Source organism: Bradyrhizobium sp. 4 (assembly GCF_023100905.1).
Taxonomy (GTDB): domain Bacteria; phylum Pseudomonadota; class Alphaproteobacteria; order Rhizobiales; family Xanthobacteraceae; genus Bradyrhizobium.
The window spans coordinates 7,514,927-7,532,018 of the sequence record NZ_CP064686.1; the positions used below are offsets into that span (position 1 = coordinate 7,514,927).

Here is a 17,092-nt window from a genome sequence, read left to right on the forward strand (position 1 = left end):
TCAATGAGTTATATCTAGAAATCAACGAGAAAATCCATCCCTCGAAAGCGCGCCGGCTGAGAACAGCTTTGCCCAAAGCCGCACCTTTCCAGCATGGAACGACTATTGCGAGAGAATGGCGGGTGACAGGGCCGGCCGCCTCTTATATCCGGTGAGACATGGACAGCGTTGCGACTGAGCAGAAGGCCGAGGTGGACGATCGCTTCGACACCGCGCGGATCACCGCCGCGGTCGATGCGCTTGCCGAGAAGCACCAGGGACGCGAGGACGCGTTCCGCACGGCCATGGCGCAACTGCTCAAGGCCGAGCTGATTGCGTCGCGCGCTGCGGCACAGACGATCCTGCTGAAGGACCGTCACGGCCGGCGCTGCGCCGAGCGGCTGTGCCACGTGCAGGACGAGATCATCCGCATTCTGTATTCGGCGGCAACTCGTCATCTCTACCGCTCGCCGATCCCGAGCGGTGCCGAGCGCATGGCAGTGGTGGCGACCGGCGGCTATGGCCGCGGCCTGATGGCTCCCGAGTCCGACATCGATCTGCTCTTCATCCTGCCCTACAAGCAGACCGCCTGGGGCGAGCAGGTCGCCGAGGCCATCCTCTATTGTCTTTGGGACATGGGGCTGAAGGTCGGTCACGCCACGCGCTCGGTCGACGAGTCGATCCGGCAGGCGCGGGGCGACATGACCATCCGCACCGCGATCCTGGAGACGCGCTTCCTTACCGGCGACCGGCCGCTTTATGACGAGCTGGTCGCCCGCTTCGACAAGGAGGTCGCGCAAGGCACCGCGTCCGAATTCGTCACCGCAAAGCTCGCCGAGCGTGAGGAGCGGCATCGCCGCGGCGGTCAATCGCGATATCTGGTCGAACCCAACGTCAAGGACGGCAAGGGTGCCCTGCGCGACCTGCACACGCTGTTCTGGATCGCGAAATACGTCTACCGCGTGAGCGACACCGACGAGTTGGTCGACCGCGGCGTGTTCGACGCGCAGGAATACCGCACCTTCCGCCGCTGCGCCGACTTCCTCTGGTCGGTGCGCTGCAATCTTCACTTTTACTCCGGTCGCCCTGAAGAGCGCCTCTCCTTCGACCTCCAGCGCGAGATCGCGGTCCGGCTCGGCTACACCTCGCATCCCGGCATGCAGGACGTCGAACGCTTCATGAAGCACTACTTCCTGGTCGCCAAGGAAGTCGGCAATCTCACCGCCATCCTCTGCGCCAAGCTCGAGGACCAGCAGGCCAAGCCCGCGCCGGTGCTGAGCCGGATGATGGCGCGGCTTCGCCCCACCGCGGTGAAGCGGCGGGTGCCCGACAGCGACGACTTCATCGTCGACAACAACCGCATCAACGTCGCCGCGCCCGACGTGTTCAAGCACGATCCGGTCAATTTGATCCGCATCTTCCGCCTGGCGCAGAAGAACAATCTCGCCTTCCACCCGGACGCGATGCGCGACGTGACGCGCTCGCTCGGCCTGATCAACGCGCAGATGCGCGAGAATCCCGAAGCCAACCGGCTGTTCATGGAGATCCTGACATCCGACAACGCGGAAATCGTGCTGCGGCGGATGAACGAGACCGGCGTGCTCGGCCATTTCATCCGCGCCTTCGGCAAGATCGTCTCGATGATGCAGTTCAACATGTATCATCACTACACCGTCGACGAGCATTTGATCCGCTGCGTCGGCTTCCTCCAGGACATCGAACGCGGCGGCATCGAGGAATTCGCGGTGGCGAGCGACCTGATGCGCAAGATCCGGCCGGAGCATCGCTCCGTGATCTACATCGCGACGCTGCTGCACGACGTCGCCAAGGGCCGGCCCGAAGACCACTCGATCGCCGGCGCCAAGGTGGCGCGACGGCTTTGCCCACGGCTCGGCTTCAGTCCGGCCGACACCGAGCTCGTGGCCTGGCTGATCGAGGAGCATCTGACGATGTCCACGGTCGCGCAGTCGCGCGATCTCTCCGACCGCAAGACCATCGAGAATTTCGCCGCCGTGGTGCAGTCGGTCGAGCAGATGAAGCTCTTGACGATCCTGACCACCGCCGACATCCGCGGCGTCGGTCCAGGCGTATGGAATGGCTGGAAAGCGCAGCTGTTGCGCTCGCTGTACTACGAGACCGAGCCGGTTCTGACGGGCGGCTTCTCGGAGGTTGACCGCGGCAAGCGCCTCACGGCCGCATACGCCGAATTCCGTAACGCCTTCGCGGAATGGCCGGCGGAGGAGCTCGACGCCTATATCGCCCGGCACTATCCGGCCTATTGGCTCAAGGTCGAACTGCCGCGCAAGATCCGCCACGCGCGCTTCGTCCGTGCCAGCGAGCAGGCCGGCCACAAGCTCGCGATCAATGTCGGCTTCGACGAGGTGCGGGGCGTCACCGAGCTGACCATCTTCGCCGCCGACCATCCCTGGCTGCTGTCGATCATCGCGGGCGCCTGTGCCTCGGCCGGCGCCAACATCGTCGATGCCCAGATCTACACCACGACCGACGGCCGCGCGCTCGACACGATCTCGATCTCCAGGGAATACGACCGCGACGAGGACGAGGGACGGCGCGCGACGCGGATCGGCGAGATGATCGAGGACGTGCTGGAAGGCAAGCTGCGTCTGCCCGAGGTGGTGGCGCGGCGCACCGTGCGCGGCAAGGCGCGGCCGTTCGTGATCGAGCCGGAAGTGACCATCAACAACCAATGGTCCGACCGCTACACAGTGATCGAAATGTCCGGCCTCGACCGGCCCGGCCTGCTTTACGAGCTGACCACCGCGATCTCGAAGCTCAACCTCAACATCGCCTCAGCCCATGTCGCGACCTTCGGCGAGCGCGCCCGCGACGTGTTCTACGTCACCGATCTCCTGGGCGCACAGATCAGCGCGCCGACACGCCAGGCCGCGATCAAGAGCGCGCTGACGCACGTGATGGCCGGCGACAAGGCGGTTCAGCCGGCGGCGTGACTTTCTCTCGTCATTTCGGGCTGAAGCATCACGCCGATTTTTGTTCAGGGAATCGCAGCGCGGTCACCAGTGCCGACAGCGCGGCTGGTTGATGCTGACGACTGGGATAGTACATGAAGAAGCCGGGAATGGGCGGAGTCCAATCCTCTAGCACCCGAACAAGGCGGCGCTTCGCAATATATTCGGCGACCTGCTCTTCATAGGCTAATCCGATACCAACCCCGGCGAGCGCGGCCTGAATCACCAGGTGAGTGTCGTCAATGATGAGCGGGCCGTTCACGTTGATCGTGACCGACTTTCGTCCCTGCTCAAACTCCCACCGATATGGACCACCCGCAAGACGCAGGGTAATGCACCGGTGATCGTTGAGATCCTTTGGCTTTTTGGGGATGCTTCGTGAAGCGAAATAGCGTGGCGACCCCACGACCGCCAACCGCAGCTCGGGCGTGACGCGAACCGCGATCATGTCCTTTTGAATGTACTCGCCAAGCTGGATACCGGCATCGAACTCGCCTGCAACAAGGTCCACGGGGCCAGTGACGGTGACAACGTCCAGAACGATGTCCGGGTAGGCTTCGGCGAAAGCCCTCAACCGCGGCAACAATACCATCACGGCAGCTGATCGTGACATTACAATTCGAAGGCGACCTTCAGGCCGACGCCGAACGCTTCGGGCCCTGTCGAGGGCGTGACGAATTTGCTCGAGCGCCGGAGACAAGTCTTCCAAGAGAGCTGCCCCCGCAGCGGTTGGCGCAACGCTCTTGGTTGTTCGAGCGAGCAGCTGCAGCTCAAGCCGTTGCTCAAGCCTCCGGATCGTGTAGCTCAAGGCAGACTGAGACACACCCAGCTTTATCGCAGCGCGCGTAAAGCTTCGTTCACTGGCCACGACGGCAAACGTCGCGAGTTCGTTCATTTCGTTGGTCATCAATGATGAATATCGGTCATAAGACCGTGCCGTGCAAGACGTCTAGTCTCATAAGCCACGACGCCGTAGGCTTGCGCGAGCAAGAAAGCGCCGTGCAGTGCTTTCCTGCATGTGGTGGCAGGTTGACGCTCGGCACAGCTCGCCCGGCCGCATGAACGATTTCGGTGTACCAACTTTGAGGATGACAATGGATACGGACATTTCCGCCTTGCGCTCCCTTGCGCAGACCTATTTCGATGCTGCCTATGAAATGGATGCCGAGAAATTTGCATCCATATTTCATCCCTTGAGTTCCGTGACGAAGGTCGCGGAGGACGGCAACGTGGGCGTGACGCCGATTGCGACCTGGCTGGCAGCGGTCCGCAACATGGAAGCTCCAAAGCAACAGGGCTTCGAGCGCGATGATCAGATCCTGTCAACGGATGTTGAAGGAGAGCTCGCGCTTTTGAAGGTGAAATTGCACATTCCGCCGCGTCGCTTCACGGACCTGTTGTCTTGCCTGAAGGTGAACGGGACCTGGAAGATCGTGCAGAAAGTGATGACGTCGAACGCCTGACGGATGCGGTCACAGTAGAGGAGAGCGGCCGAAGGTTCGCTTGACGACCCGCCGCCGGTCGCCGCCAATCGTTCAACGCGTTGTCGAACCGGCTTAGACCGCCACGCCTTCGTGCCGCAGCAGCCAGCGCTTGCGCTCGAGGCCGCCGCCGTACTTCACCAGAGAACCATCGGCGCCGATCAGACGGTGGCACGGCAGCACCACACTGATCGGATTGGAGCCGTTGGCATGGCCGACGGCGCGAATGGCCTTGGGCATGTCGATCCTGGCGGCGAGCGCGCCGTAACTCATCGTGGTGCCGGCAGGAATTTGCGCCAACGCATTCCAGACCTTCTGCTGGAACGGCGTGCCGGCGATGCGCCAGGCGATGCCTGAGAGCTGGCCGAGATCGCCGTCGAAATAATCCGACAGCGCAGTCCGCATGGCTGCGGGCGCGGGCTGGTCACGCAACTCCACCACACCGTAATGCAGGCGCAAGAGCTCGCGCATGCGGTGCTCGTAATCGGCCCAGTCGAGCGCGCGCAAGGTGCCCGCAGCGTCGGTGACCAGCAGCGCAATCCCAATCGGGGTCGCCAGCCGATCGAGGCCGAAGCTTACAGGTGATTTGGTCGGTCGCGCGGGCATTGCGGCACCATGGCATCGAAACACGCCATCGCAATTGCCACGCCGGCCGTGCTAGCGTCCACCCGAAAGCTGACGCCGGGGGAGCTCAACTTGTTCTGGATCGCGAATATCCTGGTGGCGCTGGTCGCCGCACTGCACGCTTACTTCCTGCTCCTGGAGATGTTTCTCTGGGACAAGCCGCAGGGCTTGAAGGTTTTCCGCAACACGCCGGAGAAGGCAGCGACCACAAAGGTGCTGGCGGCCAACCAGGGGCTCTATAACGGCTTTCTGTCCGCCGGCCTGGTCTGGGGGCTGGTGCACGGCAATCCGGCCTTCGCGTTCCAGATCAAGGCATTCTTCCTGCTCTGCGTGATCGTGGCCGGCGCTTATGGCGCAGCGACCGTCAGCACGCGCATCCTGATGGTGCAGGCGCTGCCGGCGGCGCTCGCGCTGTTAGCGCTGTTCCTGGCCTGAGACGCCATAGCGCGGCGCCGCGATCCTTGCGCGTCGCCTGCCGTTCCTCCACAATCTCCGACAGCGATGGCGACCGTTGGCAATCAACGGGACAAGACCGTCGGTCGGAAATTCCGTCAGGAGGAACAACCCCACATGAGCAATCGCAGAGCCTTCATCACTGCCACGGCGGCGCTCGCCTTCGCGTTCTCCGCCAACCAAGCTCTCGCCCAGAAGAAATACGACACCGGCGCGAGCGACACCGAGATCAAGATCGGCCAGACCGTGCCGTTCTCCGGGCCCTATTCCGTCTACGCCAATATCGGCAAGACCCAGGCCGCCTATTTCAAGATGATCAACGATCAGGGCGGCATCAACGGCCGCAAGATCAATCTGATCCAGTATGACGATGCCTATTCGCCGCCGAAGACGGTCGAGCAGGTGCGCAAGCTCGTCGAAGGCGACGAGGTGCTGTTCACCTTCCAGATCATCGGCACGGCCGCGAACGCCGCCGTGCAAAAGTATCTCAATGGCAAGAAGATCCCGCAACTGCTGGCCTCGACCGGCGCCGCGCGCTTCAACGATCCGCAGAACTATCCATGGACCATCGCCTACAATCCCAACTACGTGTCCGAGGGGCGCATCTACGCCAAGTACATCCTCAAAGAGCATCCGAACGCCAAGATCGGCGTGCTCTATCAGAACGACGACATGGGCCGAGACTATCTCGCCGGCCTCAAGAGCGGTCTCGGTGACAAGGCCGCCGGCATGATTGTCGGCGAAGTCTCCTACGAGGTCACCGATCCCACGGTGGACTCTCAGGTGGTCAAGCTGAAGTCGTTGGGCGCCGATCTTTTCTATGATGCCTCGACACCCAAGTTCGCGGCGCAGGCGATCAAGAAAGTCGCCGAGCTCGGCTGGACGCCGGTGCACATTCTCGACATCAACGCGAGCCCGATCTCGGCGACGCTGAAGCCGGCCGGCCTCGATATCTCCAAGGGCATCATATCGACCCAATACGGCAAGGAGCCCGGCGATCCGCAGTGGAAGGACGATCCGGGCGTGAAAGCGTTCTTCGCCTTCATGGACAAGTATTTCCCCGAAGGCGACAAGCTCAACACCGTCAACACCTATGCTTATTCCGTCGCCGAATTGCTGACGCAAGTTCTGAAACAGTGCGGCGACGACCTGTCGCGTGAGAACGTGATGAAGCAGGTCGCCAATATCAAGGACTTCACTCCGAGCTTCGCGCTGCCCGGCATCAAGATCAACACCGGGCCGAACGACTACCGCGTCAACAAGCAGATGCAGATGATGAAGTTCAACGGCGAACGCTGGGAGCTGTTCGGCCCGATCATGGAGGATGCGGGTCCAGCGGGTTAGTCTCTCGGAGATTTCATAGGGTGGGCTACGCCCGGCGGACTGCACTTCGCGCATCCGCCGGGGCCGTGCCCACCTTAACGAACTTGCTGAGACGTTGCGTATCCTACGAACTGCGGGTGCACGCCCACCTTGCGTTGCAGCAATGCCTCATTCACACTCGACCTCAGCGGTGACGCCCCGTGCGCATGAGCGCACCCGATTGATCACCGGCAATAAACAATGAGGAAATGCGAATGAGGAATGGAATTCTGCATCTGGCCACGGCAACGGCGCTGACCCTGGCGCTGTCGGTCTCGGCGGCCAATGCCCAGAAGAAATATGATCCGGGCGCCAGCGATACCGAGATCAAAGTCGGCCAGACGATGCCGTTTTCTGGACCGGCGTCGGCCTATTCGTCGATCGGCAAGACCCAGGCCGCCTATTTCAAGATGATCAACGACCAGGGCGGCGTCAACGGCCGCAAGATCAATCTGATCCAGTATGACGACGCCTACTCGCCGCCGAAAGCCGTGGAGCAGATTCGCAAGCTGGTCGAAAGCGACGAGGTTCTGCTGACGTTCCAGATCATCGGCACGCCGGTGAACGCAGCCGTGCAGAAATATCTCAATTCGAAGAAGGTGCCGCAACTGTTCGCGGCGACCGGAGCCTCGAGGTTCACGGATCCGAAGAACTTTCCGTGGACGATGGGCTTCAACCCCAACTACTTCGTCGAAGGCCGCATCTACGGACAGTACATACTGAAGGAGCATCCGAACGCCAAGATCGGCGTGCTCTATCAGAACGACGACCTCGGCAAGGACTATCTGAACGGCATCAAGGCCGGCCTCGGCGACAAGGCTGCCAAGATGATCGTGACTGAAGCTTCCTACGAAGTCTCCGATCCGACTGTCGATTCGCAGATCCTCAAGATCAAGGACGCCGGCGCCGATTTGTTCTTCAGCGCCACCACGCCGAAGCAGGCGGCGCAGGCGATCAAGAAGATCGCCGAGATGGGCTGGCATCCGGTGCAGATCGTCGACATCAACGCCACCTCGGTCGGCGCGGTGCTGAAGCCGGCTGGCCTCGACGCCGCCAAGGGCCTGATTAGCGTCAATTACGGCAAGGAACCGCTCGATCCGACCTGGAAGGACGATGCCGGCCTTAAGAGGTATTTCGACTTCATGGCCAAGTATTATCCAGATGGCGACAAGGATTCGAACTTCAACACCTACGGCTACAGCACGGCGCAGCTGCTGGTCCATGTGCTGAAGCAGTGCGGCGACGACCTGACGCGCGAGAACGTGATGAAGCAGGCCGCGTCGCTGAAGGACGTGACCAGCGACACCGCGCTGCCCGGCATCAAGGCCAACACCTCACCGACCGACTACCGGGTCAACAAGCAGCTTCAGATGATGAAGTTCAACGGCGAACGCTGGGAGCTGTTCGGCCCGATCATTGAGGATGCGAGTCCGGCGGGTTAGTTCTCGTAAGCAACTGCCTCAACGTCGTCATGCCCGGGCTTGTCCCGGGCATCCACGCTCTTGCGGCAGCAAAGGAAGGCGTGGATGGCCGGGTCAAGCCCGGCCATGACGGCAAATCAATCCGGCACCTCGCCAAAGTTCTTTCCGACCGGCAGCACCGCGTGCCGAATGAGCCGTGAATCCTCCACCGCGGCCTGCCTGTGCTTCACCGCTTCGCGATAGACGGGATCGCGGATCATCTCGACGAAGGCGGCGACGCTTGGGTATTCGGCGATGAAACAGTGGTCCCAGCGCTCGGTCTCCGGGCCGATCAGCGTCAGCTCGAATTTGCCCTGCCACACGATGCCGCCGCCGAGGCGTTCGAACACCGGGCCGCTCTCGTGGCCATAGGCCGCATAGGCTTCCGCGCCGCTCGCCTTGCGGCCATCCGGATAGGCCGCTTCCTTGCGCAAGCGCACCAGGTTGAGCATGTGGATCGGGCCGGGACGGTCGTTGTCCCGGAACTGCGCGAAAATCTCCTTGGTCGGATCGATGTGGCCCATCTGAGTTTCCTCTTGTTTTATGCCGGCGATCCTAGCTCTGCCGACCTCCCAGCGGAACTGCGGCCATCGAATGCCGCACCTCCTAATCACACGTTAAGCTCTGGGTAACCGGGCCTTAAACAGCGACCGCTAGCGTGCGGCGGGGCGGGCTGACCGGGCGTTTGCGTATGGGGTTGGGAAAGAAAAAGGGTGGGCGCAAGGAGCCGCTGTTCGGCTTGCCTGCAGCACTCGCCGATCTGCGCCTGACCGCCGCCGACCGGATTCCTGGCGGCGATGACAAGCCGAAGAAATCAACGAAATCATCCGCCAAGCGCAAGAGCGAGGATGCCGGCGACGAGCCGCCGCGCGAGCGGAAGGCGCCGGCCGGCCGCGGCAGTGCCAAGCGCCGATCCAAGTCACGCATCGGCGCAAGCCTTGGCCGCCTAGTCTATTGGGGCGCGGTGCTGGGCCTGTGGGGCGCGATCGCCGTGATCGGCGTCGTGATCTATGTCGGCGCTCATCTGCCGCCGATCCAGTCGCTGGAAATCCCCAAGCGGCCACCGACGATCCAGATCGTCGGCATCGACGGCAGCATGCTGGCACAGCGCGGCGAGATGGCCGGCGCCAACGTCTCGCTGAAGGATCTGCCGCAATATCTGCCCAAGGCGTTCATCGCCATCGAAGACCGCCGCTTCTATTCGCATTTCGGCATTGATCCCGTCGGCATCCTGCGCGCGCTCGTCACCAACGTGCTCCATCGCGGCGTGTCGCAGGGCGGCTCGACGCTGACGCAGCAACTGGCGAAAAACCTGTTCCTGACCCAGGAGCGCACCATGGCGCGCAAGCTGCAGGAAGCGGAGCTCGCGATCTGGTTGGAGCGCAAACATTCCAAGAACGAGATCTTGGAGCTCTATCTCAACCGCGTCTATTTCGGCTCCGGCGCCTATGGCGTCGAGGCCGCCGCGCAACGCTATTTCGGCAAGTCGGCCAAGAACGTCACCGTCGCGGAAGCAGCGATGCTGGCCGGCCTCGTCAAGTCGCCTTCGCGGCTGGCGCCGAACCGCAACCCCGAGGGCGCGGAAGCACGCGCGAAAATCGTGCTCACGGCGATGGCCGATGCCAAATTCATCACTGAGGCGCAGGCGCAGGCCTCGATCGGCCAACCCTCCTACAATGTGAAGCCGGTCGGCGCCGGCACGATCAACTACGTCGCCGACTGGATCGGCGAGGTGCTGGACGATCTGGTCGGCCAGATCGACGAGAGCATCAAGGTCGAGACCACGATCGATCCGAAGCTCCAGAGCGTGGCGGAAGCCGCCATCATCGACGAGCTCGCAGCCAAGAGCGTGAAGTTCAACGTCAGCCAGGGCGCGCTGGTGGCGATGACGCCTGACGGCGCAGTGCGCGCCATGGTCGGCGGGCGGAACTATTCCGAGAGCCAGTACAACCGCGCGGTCACCGCCAGGCGCCAGCCCGGCTCCTCGTTCAAGCCGTTCGTGTACCTGACCGCGCTGGAGCAGGGGCTCACGCCCGACACCCTCCGGCAGGACGCGCCGATCGAGGTCAAGGGCTGGAGACCCGAGAACTACACCCACGAATATTTCGGCGCGGTAACGCTGACCCAGGCGCTCGCGATGTCGCTCAACACGGTCGCCATCCGGCTCGGCCTCGAGGTCGGCCCGAAGAACGTGGTGCGCACCGCGCACCGGCTCGGCATCTCCTCGAAGCTCGAGCCCAACGCCTCGATCGCGCTCGGCACCTCCGAAGTCTCGATGGTCGAGCTGGTCGGCGCCTATGCATCCTTTGCTAATGGCGGCTTCACGGCGACGCCGCATGTCGTCACGCGGATCAGGACGCTCGGTGGCAAGCTGCTCTACATGCGCCAGGCGGACGAGCACAATCAGGTGGTCGACCCGCGCTATGTCGGCATGATGAACGCGATGATGCGGGAAACGCTGATCAGCGGCACCGCCAAGAAAGCGGAGATCCCGGGCTGGCCGGCGGCCGGCAAGACCGGCACCAGCCAAGACTACCGCGACGCCTGGTTCATCGGCTACACCGCCAACCTCGTCACCGGCGTGTGGCTCGGCAATGACGACAACTCGCCGACCAAGAAAGCAACCGGCGGCGGCCTGCCGGTCGAAGTCTGGTCGCGCTTCATGAAGACGGCGCACGAGGGCGTGCCGGTGGCAGCGCTGCCGAGCTCGCAAGGTGGCTGGGGCCTGTCGAACCTGGCGCAGGCGACGTCGCAAGTGTCGCCGCCAACAGCGACCGCGCCCGGACCCGCACCGGCCAGCAACGGCGGCTATCGCCCGCCCCCCACGCGCGCCAATGCGCGGCCCGAGGCAGCCGCAGGGCTCGACGGCTGGTTGATGGACCGGCTGTTCGGCGGAAATCGCTAGCGCCGACCTGAGGTCTTGGTGACCTCAAAACAAAAAAACGCGAAAACAACCCCATGCACAGTAGCCGAGGATAACGAAATCAATGGCTTGTGCGGGCAGCACAGACGCTTGAATCGCGCGCGCGGCTGTCATTCCCCGCGGAGGCGGGGAATCCAGTACGCCGCGGCTTCTCGGTTCAATCACAGCCGCCTCTGGAATACTGGATCGCCCGCTTTCGCGGGCGATGACAGCGTCACATGAGGCATCAACGAGCCTTAATCCTCGACCCCGTACCGGTGCAAATCGTTGCCGTATGTATCGAGCCACTTCTTGGCGCGCTCCATCGACGGGCAGACCTTGCCGCAGACGCGCCAGAATCGCGCCGAGTGGTTCATCTCGACGAGATGGGCGACCTCGTGCGCGGCGAGATAGTCGAGCACATAGGGCGGCGCGAGGATCAGGCGCCAGGAGAACGACAACGAGCCGGCCGAGGTGCAGGAGCCCCAGCGGCTGGATTGATCGCGGATCGAGAGCCGCTTCACCTTGACGCCGAGCTCGGCGGCATAGGATTCCGCGGCACGCTGAAGATCGCGGCGCGCCTCGCGCTTGAGGAAGTCGCTGACGCGACGGTCCGCATGTTCGACGCCGCCGGCGACGCAGAGAATGCGTTCCCCGCTATCGCGCACTTCCGTCCACACCGTACCGCGGGTGCCGGCGCGATGAACGATGCGATGAGAAACACCGCGAAGCGGTATTACTGTGCCAGGCTGGAACGGTGCGGCCTTCGGCAAACGGCCGAGACGTGCCGCGATCCACGCGCCGTGGCGCTGCGCGAAGTCTTTTGCTTCGGCGAGCGTGCCGCGCGGCGGCATGGTGAGGATGGCTTCGCGATCGCTCGGATGAATTCTGAGCGTGTAACGGCGCGCGCGGCGATGCCGGCGCAGTCGAATCGCAAAATATTGCGATCCATGGGTGATCAGGAGGGTCTTCGGCTCGTGGGGCCGGCGATAGAGGAGTGCGCGAGTGGCCATGTCTGTCAGTCCGGGGGGCAGGAGAGCGCCCGGATTCTGCCATAACCGCCGCCAGGGAAAGCGCTCGGCGCAAAAACAAATCATTTGCCCAATATACAGGGGTCTGGCGTCCGGGAGACCCTACAGACTGGGGTTGGAACCGGCTTTTTTCGCCCCCGTTCGGCGCATGCGGCACCCCCAAAGGGTGAGGTTGGACTCACTCCTACAAAGCTACCTGAATACCGCGAATCTGGCGGGAGCTTGCCCCTGTCGGAGCCTCCGACAGGGCGTCGATTCTCAGCGGGAAAGCCGAAAAACGCGATTATTCGGCTGCGAGCGCCTGCAATGAGCTCGGATTCGCCGCCGAGACCATGAAGTCGTGGATGCGTGGCACGATTTCCGATTTGAAGCGCGAGCCATTGAACACGCCGTAATGTCCGACGCCCTTCTGGACGTAATGAACGCGGCGGTGATCGGGAATCGAGCTGCACAATGTGTGCGTTGCTTCGGTCTGACCGATGCCGGAGATGTCGTCGTTCTCGCCTTCGACCGTCATCAACGCGACGCGCGTGACCTTGGAGGGATCGACGCGTGTTCCGCGATGGGTCATCTCGCCCTTCGGCAGCGAATGCTTCACGAACACGGTGTCGACCGTCTGCAGGTAATACTCGGCCGAGAGATCCATCACCGCGAGATATTCGTCGTAGAAGTCGCGATGCTTGTCGACGAGGTCGCCGTCGCCCTTCACCAGATTGGCGAACAGCTGCTTGTGGGCATCCATATGCCGATCGAGATTCATGCTGATGAAGCCGTTGAGCTGCAGGAAGCCCGGATAGACGTCGCGCATCATGCCCGGATGCGGGAACGGCACCTTGGTGATGACGTGGTTGCGGAACCAGTCGATGCCGCGCTCCTGGGCGAGGTTGTTCACCGCGGTCGGATTACGCCGGGTGTCGATCGGGCCACCCATCAGCGTCATCGAGGTCGGCACGAAGGGATCACGCAGCGCTTCCATGATCGAAACGGCCGCGACGACGGGAACCGAGGGCTGGCACACCGCCAGCACATGGGTGTTGCCGCCGAGGACATGCAGCATCTCGATGACGTAGTCGATGTAGTCGTCGAGATCGAAGCGGCCGTCGCTGAGCGGCACCATGCGGGCATCGGCCCAATCGGTGATGTAGACCTCATGCGCAGGCAGGAAAGCCTCGACCGTACCGCGCAGCAGCGTCGCGTAATGGCCGGACATCGGCGCGACGATCAGCACGCGCGGCTGCGGACTGCGCAGCGGACGGGTGAATTTGCGATCGAAGTAGAGCAGGCGGCAGAACGGCTTTTCCCAGACCGAGCGGACCTCGACGGGGACGCGGATGCCGTTGACTTCGGTGTCGTTGAGGCCCCATTCCGGTTTGCCGTAACGCCGCGTGGTGCGTTCGAATAACTCGCAGGCCGCGGCAACCGACTTGCCGACCTCGGTGCGTGCCCATGGATTGAGGGGATTTTGAAACAGCAGCTTGGTTGCGTCCGTGATCGCACGCGCCGGATTGAGAGAGGCTTGCCCCATCTCGTACATCCAGTACATCGGCGTCGTCAGGACCGGACTGCCTTCGGCCACCAGGGGCGGCGCGCCGCCAAACTCACCAATCGGCATCGCTATATTCCTCTTCGCATCGCAGCATACTGCCGAATGCGTAATATTGCGTCAATGCATGGTTCCGTACATCTACGTGGCCCAGGTGCCCAAACCGGGCTGAATCCACGAGAAAGTGACGTTATTCGCCGCCTGATAGCAGCGAGCCCTGCATCCGGGCGCTGCGCAAAAGGGCAAGGAATGCCCCAAAAGATGCAACCAACAGCACCGCGTTGATGGCCAACGCGCTCAGCATCAGATCGGTCCTGAAGGTGTTTTCGATCAACAGCGCCCGCATCCCTTCGAACACATAGGTCGGCGGCAGCGTCCAGGCGATATATTGCAACCAGACTGGCAGCACGCTGACGGGATAGTAGACGCAGGCGAGCGGCATGATTCCGAACATCAAGGTCCAGACGATGCTCTCGGCGCCGAGGCCGTTTCGCAGCACCAGGCCGGAGACGAAGATGCCGACCGACCAGCTCGTGAAGATCAGATTGCAGAAGAACGCGATCAGCGGCACGCCGAGCGCATAAACATTGAAGTGGAACAGGAACAGCGCGAGCAGCGTCATCGGAATGACGCCGATCGCGAGCCTGATCAGGCTCATGATCATCAGCGACAGCAGGAATTCGATCGGCTTCAACGGGCTCATCATGAGATTGCCGAGGTTGCGCGCCCACATCTCTTCCAGAAACGAGATCGAAAAGCCGAGCTGCCCGCGAAACAGGATGTCCCAGAGGATGACGGCGCCGATCAGGGTGCCGCCGGCGCGCGCGAAGAAATTTGCATTCTGCGCGATATAGAGCTGAAGAAAGCCCCAGGTGATGACCTGCAGCGCCGGCCAGTAGAGCAGCTCGAGCAGCCGCGGCCAGGACGACAGCAAGAGGTACCAATAGCGCAGGATCATCGCGCCGATGCGATGGAGCGAGATGCCGCGATGGAGGGAGACCTCACTCATCGCACCGCCTCCTGCGCACCGTTCACCCGGCCGCGCGCGACGTCCAGAAACACCTCTTCCAGCGTGGTGCGGTTGTAGCGTGCCATGATGGCTTCGGGCGTATCGTCGTCCTCGATCCGGCCGCGCTTCATGATGATGACGCGGTCGCAGAGCCGCTCGACCTCGAGCATGTTGTGCGAGGCCAGCAGGATGGTGGCGTTGTTCGCCTTGCGATAACGCTCCAGATGACCCCGGACCCAGTCGGCGGTGTCGGGATCGAGCGAGGCGGTCGGTTCGTCCAGCAACAGAAGCTCGGGCTGGTTGATCAGCGCCTTGGCAAGCGCAACGCGCGTCTTTTGTCCTGCGGAGAGCTTGCCGTTGGCGCGGTCGATGAACTCGGTGAGATCGAGGTCGCAGGCCAGCTCAGCAATGCGGTCGGAGAGGTTCTTCACCGCATAGAGCTTGCCGAACACGGTGAGGTTCTGACGCACCGTGAGCCGCATGGGCATGTCGACATAGGGGCTCTCGAAATTCATCCGCCCCAGCACGGAGGCGCTGTCCTCCGGCATTCGATGCCCGAGCACCTGCACGCGGCCCGAGGTCGGTAGCACCAGGCCCATGATCGTCGCGATTGTCGTGGTCTTGCCGGCGCCGTTGCCGCCAAGCAGCCCGGTGATGCTGCCACGCGGAAGCGAAAAGGAGATGTCGTCGACAGCGCGGGTCTGCTTGTACACCTTGACGAGGTGATCGACCGCGATTGCCGCGGAGAGGCTGCGATCCGCGACAGTCGGCCAGCTTGAAGCCTTGTCATTCTCAGTCATGCTGGGCGTTCTTCTGCTATTGCAGCGGAGAGCGCAAGGCTTGTAATCCGGTGGTTCCGTGAGCCGCGCGCTTGTGATCGAGAAGGCACCGCCCCATTGGCCGAAATGACCGAACTTGCCGCTTCCGACTTTCGCCCCGTGCAGCGGCATATCCGCCTGGATACCATCCTGCGCCTGCGCTGGCTCGCGGTGCTGGGCCAGCTCGCCGCGATCTTCATCGTGGCGCAGGGGCTGGAATTCAACGTCGAGATCGTCCCCTGCGTCAGCATCATCGCGCTGTCGGCAGCGCTCAATCTGGGGCTCCAGACCGTGTCCAATCCGCTGCAGCGGCTGGAGCCGATGCAGGCGGCCGGACTGCTCGCGCTCAATATCGTGGAGCTGGCGGGTCTCCTGTTCTTCACCGGTGGACTCCAGAACCCGTTCTCGTTCCTGTTCCTCGCGCCCGTGCTGATCTCGGCGACCGCGCTGCCGGCCCGCTTCACCTTCGGCCTCGGCGTGCTGGCTGTCGCCTGCGCCTCGGTGCTGTTCTTTTTCCATCTGCCGCTGCCCTGGGATTCCGACGATCCGCTGGTGCTGCCGCCGATCTATCTCGTCGGCGTCTGGCTCTCGATCGCGCTCGCGATCGGGGTCACCAGCCTCTACTCGTTCCAGGTCACCGAAGAGGCGCGCAAGCTCGCCGACGCGCTGGCCGCGACCGAGCTGGTGCTGACGCGCGAGCAGCATCTGACCCAGCTCGACGGCCTGGCCGCGGCCGCAGCGCACGAACTCGGCACGCCGCTCGCGACGATCTTCCTGATCTCGCGCGAGCTGGAGAAGACGGTGAAGGAGCCGAACTTTGCCGCTGACCTGAAGACCCTGCGCGAGCAGACGCAGCGTTGCCGCGACATATTGAGCAAGATCACCCAGCTCTCCTCCACCGGGGCGCCGTTCGACCGCATGAAGCTCTCGGAGCTGATCGAGGAGGTGGTGGCGCCGCACCGCGATTTCGGCGTGGATATCAAGGTGCGCATCGCCGTCGCCATCGTGGCCGAGCCGGTCGGCTCGCGCAATCCGGCGATCCTCTACGGGGTCGGCAACATCGTCGAGAACGCGGTCGATTTCGCCCGCACCACCGTCGAGGTGAATGCGTGGTGGAACAAGGACACGATCGAGCTCGTGATTTCCGACGATGGTCCCGGTATTCCGCCTGACATCCTGAACCGGATCGGCGAGCCCTATTTGTCGCGGCGGCGCAGCCAGGACGAAGGCGGCGGCCTCGGGCTCGGCGTGTTCATCGCGCGCACCTTGCTGGAGCGCACCGGCGCCAAGGTCTCGTTCACCAACCGGACCTTTCCTGACCATGGCGCAGTGGTCCAGATCACGTGGCCGAGAGAGCGTTTTGAGGCTATCGAGACCTTCGAAGAAACAATAGGATAGGCCGCGACCTTGCGTCGCACAACGGGGCCGATCGACTATTGGCGC

The 17,092-nt window shown here is 62.9% G+C and carries 14 protein-coding genes; 7 read left to right on the top strand and 7 right to left on the bottom strand.

What is annotated here, in order from left to right:
* Positions 1 to 158: 158 nt before the first annotated feature.
* Positions 159 to 2,948 carry a [protein-PII] uridylyltransferase gene (locus tag IVB45_RS35980; protein ID WP_247807538.1) on the top strand — a complete coding sequence of 930 codons (2,790 nt, stop codon included), beginning with the start codon at positions 159 to 161 and terminating at the stop codon, positions 2,946 to 2,948.
* A 28-nt stretch (positions 2,949 to 2,976) separates the two neighbouring features.
* Here the strand turns inward: IVB45_RS35980 and IVB45_RS35985 are convergent, their stop codons facing one another.
* Complete coding sequence (locus IVB45_RS35985; protein WP_247357499.1) at positions 2,977 to 3,873, bottom strand: LysR family transcriptional regulator; 897 nt, start codon at positions 3,871 to 3,873, stop codon at positions 2,977 to 2,979.
* 151 nt (positions 3,874 to 4,024) lie between these two features.
* Here IVB45_RS35985 and IVB45_RS35990 point away from each other — a divergent pair, with 151 nt between their 5' ends.
* On the top strand, positions 4,025 to 4,429 hold the full coding sequence (locus tag IVB45_RS35990; protein WP_247807539.1) for a nuclear transport factor 2 family protein: 405 nt from the start codon (positions 4,025 to 4,027) through the stop codon (positions 4,427 to 4,429).
* A gap of 93 nt (positions 4,430 to 4,522) precedes the next feature.
* Here the strand turns inward: IVB45_RS35990 and IVB45_RS35995 are convergent, their stop codons facing one another.
* Entirely contained in the window at positions 4,523 to 5,053 is a 531-nt protein-coding gene (locus IVB45_RS35995) for a methylated-DNA--[protein]-cysteine S-methyltransferase (RefSeq protein ID WP_247357497.1), read from the bottom strand.
* 9 nt (positions 5,054 to 5,062) lie between these two features.
* Here IVB45_RS35995 and IVB45_RS36000 point away from each other — a divergent pair, with 9 nt between their 5' ends.
* From IVB45_RS36000 to IVB45_RS36010, 3 genes are all read left to right on the top strand, one after another.
* On the top strand, positions 5,063 to 5,506 hold the full coding sequence (locus IVB45_RS36000; RefSeq protein WP_247357496.1) for a DUF1304 domain-containing protein: 444 nt from the start codon (positions 5,063 to 5,065) through the stop codon (positions 5,504 to 5,506).
* A gap of 135 nt (positions 5,507 to 5,641) precedes the next feature.
* The gene (locus IVB45_RS36005) at positions 5,642 to 6,868 is read left to right on the top strand and encodes an ABC transporter substrate-binding protein (RefSeq protein ID WP_007598163.1); all 1,227 of its coding nucleotides are present in this window, start codon (positions 5,642 to 5,644) and stop codon (positions 6,866 to 6,868) included.
* Positions 6,869 to 7,101: 233 nt separating this feature from the next.
* The gene (locus tag IVB45_RS36010) at positions 7,102 to 8,328 is read left to right on the top strand and encodes an ABC transporter substrate-binding protein (protein ID WP_007615994.1); all 1,227 of its coding nucleotides are present in this window, start codon (positions 7,102 to 7,104) and stop codon (positions 8,326 to 8,328) included.
* 116 nt (positions 8,329 to 8,444) lie between these two features.
* On the opposite strand, the gene IVB45_RS36015 is transcribed toward IVB45_RS36010, so the two are convergent.
* A complete protein-coding gene (locus tag IVB45_RS36015; protein ID WP_247357495.1) occupies positions 8,445 to 8,870 on the bottom strand; it encodes a DUF1330 domain-containing protein in 426 nt (141 codons plus the stop codon).
* A gap of 167 nt (positions 8,871 to 9,037) precedes the next feature.
* Between IVB45_RS36015 and IVB45_RS36020 the strand changes: the two genes are divergently transcribed.
* Entirely contained in the window at positions 9,038 to 11,251 is a 2,214-nt protein-coding gene (locus tag IVB45_RS36020) for a penicillin-binding protein 1A (RefSeq protein WP_247357494.1), read from the top strand.
* 254 nt (positions 11,252 to 11,505) lie between these two features.
* Here IVB45_RS36020 and IVB45_RS36025 read toward each other — a convergent pair whose 3' ends face one another.
* The 4 genes from IVB45_RS36025 to IVB45_RS36040 all read right to left on the bottom strand — a co-directional run bounded on the left by IVB45_RS36025 (position 11,506) and on the right by IVB45_RS36040 (position 15,631).
* A complete protein-coding gene (locus IVB45_RS36025) occupies positions 11,506 to 12,345 on the bottom strand; it encodes a SprT family zinc-dependent metalloprotease (RefSeq protein ID WP_027514588.1) in 840 nt (279 codons plus the stop codon).
* A 217-nt stretch (positions 12,346 to 12,562) separates the two neighbouring features.
* Positions 12,563 to 13,891 carry a polyhydroxyalkanoate depolymerase gene (gene phaZ / locus IVB45_RS36030; protein WP_027566053.1) on the bottom strand — a complete coding sequence of 443 codons (1,329 nt, stop codon included), beginning with the start codon at positions 13,889 to 13,891 and terminating at the stop codon, positions 12,563 to 12,565.
* Between the two features lie 121 nt (positions 13,892 to 14,012).
* On the bottom strand, positions 14,013 to 14,831 hold the full coding sequence (locus tag IVB45_RS36035; protein ID WP_247285184.1) for an ABC transporter permease: 819 nt from the start codon (positions 14,829 to 14,831) through the stop codon (positions 14,013 to 14,015).
* A complete protein-coding gene (locus IVB45_RS36040; protein ID WP_007616003.1) occupies positions 14,828 to 15,631 on the bottom strand; it encodes an ABC transporter ATP-binding protein in 804 nt (267 codons plus the stop codon). Before IVB45_RS36040 ends, IVB45_RS36035 begins: the two co-directional genes overlap by 4 nt.
* 105 nt (positions 15,632 to 15,736) lie before the next feature.
* On the opposite strand from IVB45_RS36040, the gene IVB45_RS36045 reads away from it, so the two are divergent.
* Positions 15,737 to 17,047: an ActS/PrrB/RegB family redox-sensitive histidine kinase gene (locus IVB45_RS36045; RefSeq protein WP_247357493.1), complete on the top strand. Its 1,311-nt coding sequence runs from the start codon at positions 15,737 to 15,739 to the stop codon at positions 17,045 to 17,047.
* Positions 17,048 to 17,092 lie beyond the last annotated feature (45 nt).

Coding starts and splice junctions, on each gene's coding strand:
- IVB45_RS36025 (WP_027514588.1), bottom strand. CDS start 12,345: ATGATTTGTTTTTGCGCCGAGCGCTTTCCCTGGCGGCGGTTATGGCAG.
- IVB45_RS36035 (WP_247285184.1), bottom strand. CDS start 14,831: ATGAGTGAGGTCTCCCTCCATCGCGGCATCTCGCTCCATCGCATCGGC.
- phaZ (WP_027566053.1), bottom strand. CDS start 13,891: ATGCCGATTGGTGAGTTTGGCGGCGCGCCGCCCCTGGTGGCCGAAGGC.
- IVB45_RS36045 (WP_247357493.1), top strand. CDS start 15,737: ATGACCGAACTTGCCGCTTCCGACTTTCGCCCCGTGCAGCGGCATATC.
- IVB45_RS36020 (WP_247357494.1), top strand. CDS start 9,038: ATGGGGTTGGGAAAGAAAAAGGGTGGGCGCAAGGAGCCGCTGTTCGGC.
- IVB45_RS36000 (WP_247357496.1), top strand. CDS start 5,063: ATGGCATCGAAACACGCCATCGCAATTGCCACGCCGGCCGTGCTAGCG.
- IVB45_RS35995 (WP_247357497.1), bottom strand. CDS start 5,053: ATGCCCGCGCGACCGACCAAATCACCTGTAAGCTTCGGCCTCGATCGG.
- IVB45_RS36015 (WP_247357495.1), bottom strand. CDS start 8,870: ATGGGCCACATCGATCCGACCAAGGAGATTTTCGCGCAGTTCCGGGAC.
- IVB45_RS35990 (WP_247807539.1), top strand. CDS start 4,025: ATGAACGATTTCGGTGTACCAACTTTGAGGATGACAATGGATACGGAC.
- IVB45_RS35980 (WP_247807538.1), top strand. CDS start 159: ATGGACAGCGTTGCGACTGAGCAGAAGGCCGAGGTGGACGATCGCTTC.
- IVB45_RS36005 (WP_007598163.1), top strand. CDS start 5,642: ATGAGCAATCGCAGAGCCTTCATCACTGCCACGGCGGCGCTCGCCTTC.
- IVB45_RS36010 (WP_007615994.1), top strand. CDS start 7,102: ATGAGGAATGGAATTCTGCATCTGGCCACGGCAACGGCGCTGACCCTG.
- IVB45_RS36040 (WP_007616003.1), bottom strand. CDS start 15,631: ATGACTGAGAATGACAAGGCTTCAAGCTGGCCGACTGTCGCGGATCGC.
- IVB45_RS35985 (WP_247357499.1), bottom strand. CDS start 3,873: ATGACCAACGAAATGAACGAACTCGCGACGTTTGCCGTCGTGGCCAGT.